Origin of the sequence: Ruminiclostridium sufflavum DSM 19573, from assembly GCF_003208175.1 — a bacterium.
Lineage (GTDB): Bacteria > Bacillota > Clostridia > Acetivibrionales > DSM-1351 > Ruminiclostridium > Ruminiclostridium sufflavum.
Genome location: NZ_QKMR01000009.1, coordinates 38,080 through 44,688, shown reverse-complemented (window position 1 = coordinate 44,688; position 6,609 = coordinate 38,080). Strand labels below are relative to the sequence as shown.

The window sequence follows — 6,609 nt, the reverse complement described above, 5'->3', positions numbered from 1 at the left end:
CGCCATAATTTTTCTGCGTACCTCCACGAGTTCCTTACCAAACTTTTTATCCAGATAGGACGTGGAGGTTAGTATGATAATTCTTGCTTTGTGTTCATTAACTATTTTTCTTTTTGTACTTTTTGACCTTATTCCGCTATACCGTAAAAAAAAGCGGAAGGCTTTTTGGATTTATATAATATTGATATTTTTTGCATATACAAGCCATGTATTATACATTCTGGACATAAAAATCCCGAGTCCCGCCACCCCAATTAAAAAGCTTGTTATATACATTTGGGGACTTCAGAATTAATATTAAGGAGAATGCTTATGAGCAAAGAAATAATTTCCAGCAGGCAAGGTGTCTTAATAATATTAATGCATTTTATAGGCAGTCTGGTCATGGTGGGTACGGATATTTCAGCCAAGCAGAATGTCTGGATTTCTGTAATTCTGTCACTGGCCATGTCTCTTCCTGTATTGCTGATATACTCAAAGCTTCTTACCCTTTATCCCGGTAAAAATTTGTTTGATATAGCAATAGAGATATTCGGAAACATATTCGGCAAAGCAATAGCCCTGCTTTTTATTTTATATTCCTTCCACTTGGGTTGTCTGGTCATCAGAAATTTTTCTGAATATATAAATGTAGTTTCCCTGCCTGAAACCCCTCAGCCCATAAGCATATACTTCTTGGGTCTTTTGTGCATTTGGATGTGCAAGGCAGGAATCGAGGTTTTAGGGCGCTGGGTATCGCTCATCACTCCCATACTTCTGTTTATACTGGCAGTGGCAATTATTCTGTCCCTGACTGAGGCACACTATATTAATTTATTGCCTGTAATGTATGACGGAGTGAAGCCTATCCTTATAACCTCCTTTTCCTTTCTGGCCTTTCCCTTTTTAGAGGTAGTGGTTGTTACAATGCTATTTGATTCCTTTAAACACGGCAGTAAGGCTTTCAGAGCCTTTTTTATCAGTGCGGCTATCGGAAGCCTTATAATGGTGCTGGTATTAGTACGGAACGTACTCGTTTTAGGGTCTGAAAATATCAATCAGGTGTTTTTTCCGTCAATGCTTGCCGTAAAAACAATAAATATAGGAGTTTTTCTCCAGCGAATTGAAGTGGCAGTGTCAATCGTTTTTATTTTCGGAGCCTTTGTAAAAATCAGCATATGCCTTATGGCTGCATCTGTGGGAACAGCCAAAGTATTTAATCTTGACAGCAGCAAATATCTTGTGGCTCCTTTGGGCTTTCTTATGATGAGTATGGCATCAATACTTTATGGAAATATAATGGAAATGTTTGATTGGGCAAGCAATATATACCAATATTATGCCTTACCCTTTCAGATTATAATACCTGCTGTCATACTTATTTCTGCCCAAATCAAAATCAAGGTACAGAGCAAGAAGCATAAAGCAGCTGCAGGCAAATAGCCGTCCTTCTCAAGCCGGACGCCTGCAAGTGCTTATCCTTCTAAACAACGGCAAATCCAGACAGACCATTTCCTACCACCACTTTTTTTTCTTGAAATAAAGCAGCATTGTTAAAGCAATTAAAATCATCACAAGCCATAATACAGGATACATCCAATACCAGTTCAGCTCAGGCATATTTTGTATGTTCATTCCGTATACTCCAACAATAAAGGATAAGGGAATGAATACGGTTGATATTATGGTCAGTACCTTCATTATTTCATTCATTCTGTTGCTTGCGCTTGAAAGATACACATCCATCATCCCTGATAATATATCTCTAAGAGTTTCGGTGGTATCCATGACCTGTATCACATGATCATACAAATCCCGGATATATATATCTGTGGATTCCTTTATCAAAGAGCTTTCTCCGCGCTCAAGAGAAGACAGCACATCTCTTAACGGCCATACCGCCTTGTGTAAAAACAGCACCTGCCTCTTCAGCTTATTGATAGTCAGGAGAGTTTTTTCTGTAGTATGGCTTACCATTTCATCCTCAGCGGTTTCAATTGTCTCACTGAGATTCTCAAGTATATCAAAATAATCATCTACTATTATGTCCAGCAAACAATATACGAGATAATCCGTATTGAGCTTTCTGGCCCGGCTCAAGCCCTGTTCAAGCCTTTTCATAACAGGCTCAAATACCTCCGTATCTCTTTCGGAGAAAGAAACAATATAATTGCTTCCCAGTATAAAGCTTACCTGCTCAATAATAAATTCATTATCCTCATCCTCGTTATCAAAAGAGAGCATTTTAGCAGAGATATACATATAATTATCATACACCTCTATTTTAGGTCTCTGATCTGTATTCAGGATATCTTCCATTACAAGAGGATGAATATCCAGTACTTCACCGATTTTTGCGAGAACATCAATCTCATTAAGCCCTTCTACATTAAGCCACTTTGTAGTTTCACTGTTATAATTCAACCCCGGCAATTCATCCGGCATAAGCTGCCTTTTTTCAAAGGAGTTCTCACTATATTCAATCAATGATATTATTGCTGTCTCTCTCTTTTTTTCACCGATATGAACAAGGCTTCCCGGCGGTAAGCCTCTTTTTTTTGAACGTGATTTTACAATCTTCTGCATATACAGCTCCTCTTTAATTATGTCCTGCCTTAATTGTCCACCGGAGTTTATTTAAGTTTTAAATATTCCAGCCGGTACATTATTCTTATATTCAGCTTATATACTATAGCTCTGTTTCCAGCCTTATCAGCTTTGCTATTACCTTTAATTCCTTTGTACCTATTGTCTCTGTTACCAGGCTTCCTTTGTTATAAACAAGAAGAAGCTTATCTGCCTGCAGCCTTTTGACCTGTCTTACGGCTCTTGCATCATTGTATTCCACAAAATAAATGCCATCCTTGTCAATTTCGCCGGTCAGAACCGAGAAGGCCCTGTCCCCCTTGTAAATTCTAAAACCGGACATATCGCTGTCTTCTATATTCAAGTAGAAAACCTTTTCCTTGGCAAAGCCCTCAACCTTATTTTTCTCAATAGGCAGCAGCTTTTTGTCAACGATCTTATCCATCTTATAGTCATACACAGGAACAGTTTTAAGTATATTACCGAAGGCATCATCCCAAACCTCCTGTACAGGCTGCTTGACGTCCGTCCTCTGCACCGCACCGGCAGGCACCCTTGATGCATAGCCGGCTGCCGTACGGATACCTTTGCCGGCATCCTCACTTTTGGCCTGATTCAAATCCTCCGATGCAAAAAGCCCTATGGGCCCCAATTCAAAATCCAGCGCCTTTGAAACTCTGCCTATCAGGTCATCACTGATAATTTTTTTACCGCTTTCTATGTCAAGGACAAAGCCCTCAGAAACACCCAGCTTCTTTGCAAGCTGCTTAGGAGACATTCCTTTCTGCGTTCTCAATCTGTTTATATCCTGACCAATTCTGCTCATATCTGTATCTCACTTTCCTTCCGTAAAATAGTCCCTTGTATAAACTTCTACTGTCTTATTATAAGCTTCCGGCAATGTTATTCCGCACATATTACCAGCATATAGGAATTGCATTTATCAAAAGCACTGCCCTTAAAATCACCGTAAGGCTTAATTGTTTCAAATCCAGCATCTCTGACAGCTTGAACCAGTTCATCCTCCGTTAACGGATACAACGGGATTTCATTTTCAAAGCTTTTTCCGTCAACAGTCAGTACTGTCTTAAAGGATAACGCATTTTCCTGCTTGTTACGGAAGTAGCTTCTTTCAAAGTAAAGCCCCGTCTTTTCATCGGCAATTGAGGGTAAGCCTTTGATATCTCTCAGAAGAATCCTGTCAAAGTTGATTATCTGAATAACAAGTTTTCCGCCAGCCTTCAAATATTTCCTTGTACTGAATATAAAGCTTCGTATTTCAAGCAGGCTATTCAAATGCACAACAGAATTACCAATGCAAAAAACCATATCAAATTTATCGGATATATGCCCTTCCAGCTCAAGCATATCAGACTGTATGGATTCAATGGAATATCTGCCCTTTTCAGCTTTTAATCTGAGCTGACGTATCATCTCAGCATCCAAGTCTGCTGCCGTTACAGCATATCCCTGCCCTGCAAGCTCAAGAGAGTATCCTCCTGTACCGCAGGCAATATCAAGTACAGCTTTAGGAGGTGCTCCCGCGGCCTCCTTTAAGAATTCGATTTGTTCCTCGCCTATTGGAAATATGCTGTCATAATACTGTGAAATCTGTTCATAAAATCCCATATGAATCATCCTCTATAGTCTTAATTATATTTTTGCACCCTTTTAATTTGAATCCTTCTCCAGCCAAGGCTTGCACCCTATTCCTCAAATGCTGCTATAAGAAACTTTATTGGAATACCCTGCTCAGAAAACATCATTTCATGCTCTGTAGGAATACTTTCTTTAAACCCGCTTGCATGTAAATCCTCTGTTATATATTTTATTATAAACCCATTCTCTTCAAAATATCTGACAGAATCATTAAAAAGCTCGTCATTATCGGTTTTAAACCAGATTTCTCCTTCCCTTTTAAGGAAGGTCTTATATTTCGCAAGCTGCTTGCCGTGGGTCAGCCTTTTCTTGTTATACCCCTTTTTAGGCCATGGATTGCAAAAGTTAATGTATATTTTTTCTATCACATCCGTACTGTCCAGCATATTATCTATAAGCTCGATATTCTGCGACATAAGCTTTATATTGTTTACCTCGGAATACCCCGCATCAGAATACCCCTGAACAATCTTCCTCCTCGCAAGTGCCAGAACCTCACTTTTTATGTCCACTGCAATATAATTTATATGTTGATTTGCAGCACCAGCCTCTGAAATAAAGACACCCTTTCCGCATCCCAGCTCTAAATGCATCGGCTTTTCATTTCCAAATAGCTCCTGCCATCTGCCTCTGTATACCGGCGGATCGGCAATAAAAAAATCGCAAGCTGCCAATTCAGGTCTTGCCCATGGTTTTCTCCTAAGTCTCACATTTACACATCCCATAAATAATATTAGTTTTTCTGTTTACTCAAGCTGAGTCTTATTTAATTTTACAGGCAGTGAGGTGCTGTGTCTACTATAAATTAGCGATATACAGTTAATACCCCAGGTTTCCCGCATGGAAACCCTGTTTACGTTTAAAGGTATTCAGACAAACTCAGGTTATGTACGTATGCTTAGGAGGGTTAATTATTATTGGGTTAATTATTATTTGGCTGAAGTCTCCCAGAAGGCATTGCCTTTAGGGCTGATTAACCGCCTTTATGCAGCCTTAACCCCGCAGGCAACTTAATTTTTCTTGACTTAATCATTATTGAATTGTACCCTATAAGATAGACGCGCTTATCCGTCTGTAGAAACAGATTTATCGAATGTATATTCAGGAAATACTATATACATATTGTGATTGCTTAGATATGACAAGGATATTGATTATATTCAGGTATATTTTAAAATACAGGCCTATGGCTTTTATTTGCAATAAAATTCTATTTAAAAGAAAAGGTGATTAGCATGGATAATTTACTATTTATTCTGAAATCTATTATTCTGGGTATTGTTGAAGGTATAACAGAGTTTTTACCGGTATCCTCAACAGGGCACCTTGTAATATTTGAAAACTTATTAAACTTTAAAAGCATTAATCCGAGTTATGTTAAAATGTATACATACGTTATTCAGCTGGGGGCTATAATGGCGGTAATCCTTCTGTATTGGAATAAAATCAAGGATACCCTGATAAATTTTTTCCCTCAGAAGGTCGGCTATCAAAAATCAGGTTTCAAGTTCTGGCTTATGATTTTTATTGCCTGTATCCCCGGAGGCATTTTCGGAATATTATTGGATGACACGGCAGAAAAATACCTGTTCAAGACTTTGCCCGTTGCTATAACCCTGTTTTTGGGAGCAATATGGATGCTGTATGCGGAAAATAAATTCAGAAACAACAACCTCGCAAAGCAGAAGCTGAACGTTACGCCAAAGCAGGCTTTGATAGTCGGAGCCTTTCAGTGTCTGGCCATAATACCCGGTATGTCACGTTCAGCCTCGACAATCATCGGAGGTTGGGTATCCGGTCTTTCAACTGTTGTAGCAGCAGAATTTTCCTTCTTTCTGGCAATACCCGTCATGGTTGGCATGAGCTTCCTGAAGATTATCAAAATCGGCGGCTTTGCCACTCTTACATCACTGGAAATAACCTCTCTTATTGTAGGGTTTGTTGTTTCCTTTACTGTGGCTGCGGCAGTAATAAACAGATTTATTTCATACTTAAAAAAGAAGCCTATGAAGGTTTTTGTATATTACCGTATGATATTTGCCATAATTGTTTTATTAGCCGGGTTTGCAGGTTTTTTTAAATAACCGGATATCCTCATAAGGCTTTTCAAATTATAAAGTACAATTAATTTAACGGTAACAGCTTGTCAGCCCGTATACCAATTTAATTGTGCTTTTATTTTTTTGCTAAAAGGCCTCCCTTTAAAATCCCAAAATATTTTAGTATTCATTTTGCATAATATGTCTGAACGCATCGAACCATTATACTTCCAATAAAGGAATTTATATATTAAACTGTATGTTTTAATGCTTATATGTATTGTTTCGGTAATTATTTGCATATATAATGTTGTTATCTTTAAACAAGGAAATTATGCTTGTGCAA

The 6,609-nt window shown here is 38.4% G+C and carries 6 protein-coding genes; 2 read left to right on the top strand and 4 right to left on the bottom strand.

What is annotated here, in order from left to right; all coding sequences use genetic code 11:
• The first annotated feature begins 312 nt into the window (after nucleotides 1-312).
• A complete protein-coding gene (locus LY28_RS08895; RefSeq protein WP_165835537.1) occupies nucleotides 313-1,422 on the top strand; it encodes a GerAB/ArcD/ProY family transporter in 1,110 nt (369 codons plus the stop codon).
• Nucleotides 1,423-1,494: 72 nt separating this feature from the next.
• Here LY28_RS08895 and corA read toward each other — a convergent pair whose 3' ends face one another.
• From corA to trmB, 4 genes are all read right to left on the bottom strand, one after another.
• Nucleotides 1,495-2,565, bottom strand: a complete 1,071-nt coding sequence (gene corA / locus LY28_RS08890) for a magnesium/cobalt transporter CorA (protein WP_110461832.1) — start codon at nucleotides 2,563-2,565, stop codon at nucleotides 1,495-1,497.
• A 103-nt stretch (nucleotides 2,566-2,668) separates the two neighbouring features.
• Entirely contained in the window at nucleotides 2,669-3,391 is a 723-nt protein-coding gene (locus LY28_RS08885; protein ID WP_110461831.1) for a helix-turn-helix domain-containing protein, read from the bottom strand.
• A 77-nt stretch (nucleotides 3,392-3,468) separates the two neighbouring features.
• Complete coding sequence (locus LY28_RS08880; RefSeq protein WP_110461830.1) at nucleotides 3,469-4,194, bottom strand: class I SAM-dependent methyltransferase; 726 nt, start codon at nucleotides 4,192-4,194, stop codon at nucleotides 3,469-3,471.
• Between the two features lie 77 nt (nucleotides 4,195-4,271).
• Nucleotides 4,272-4,934, bottom strand: a complete 663-nt coding sequence (gene trmB, locus LY28_RS08875; RefSeq protein WP_110461829.1) for a tRNA (guanosine(46)-N7)-methyltransferase TrmB — start codon at nucleotides 4,932-4,934, stop codon at nucleotides 4,272-4,274.
• Nucleotides 4,935-5,459: 525 nt separating this feature from the next.
• Here trmB and LY28_RS08870 point away from each other — a divergent pair.
• On the top strand, nucleotides 5,460-6,308 hold the full coding sequence (locus LY28_RS08870; RefSeq protein ID WP_110461828.1) for an undecaprenyl-diphosphate phosphatase: 849 nt from the start codon (nucleotides 5,460-5,462) through the stop codon (nucleotides 6,306-6,308).
• The last annotated feature ends 301 nt before the right edge of the window (nucleotides 6,309-6,609 follow it).